We start from the raw sequence: 276 nt of genomic DNA, 5'->3' as shown, positions 1-276 counted from the left end.
GGCGTTCGTTGAAGGCAGCCAGGGCTTCCCGATGATCTTCGGTCGGATGGGACAGGGCCTGCAGAGCCGCCGACAGTTCCAGGAATCCGTCGAAATCCTGCCGTCCCGATTCGCGCAACAGCCGTTTCGTGGCTCGTAGCGCGTGCGGTGGGTTCACGGCCACCCGCGCGGCGAGTTCCTGTGCGGTGGCCATCAACTCCTCTGGTTCGACGACCCGCGAGACCAGGCCCCAGTCCAGTGCGGTGGCCGCGTCGACCCGATCGCCGGTGAACGCCA

At 67.0% G+C, this 276-nt stretch carries 1 protein-coding gene; it reads right to left on the bottom strand.

Annotation, left to right across the window (positions count from 1 at the left end; all coding sequences use genetic code 11):
- On the bottom strand, window positions 1–276 hold a 276-nt coding region (locus SB754_RS20085; protein WP_410784137.1), incomplete at both ends, for an enoyl-CoA hydratase-related protein.

Origin of the sequence: Leifsonia sp. SIMBA_070 (genome assembly GCF_046534635.1) — a bacterium.
Taxonomy (GTDB): Bacteria; Actinomycetota; Actinomycetes; order Actinomycetales; family Microbacteriaceae; genus Leifsonia.
The sequence above is the reverse complement of the archived record's forward strand: the minus strand, read 5'-3'. Positions and strand labels throughout refer to the sequence as shown.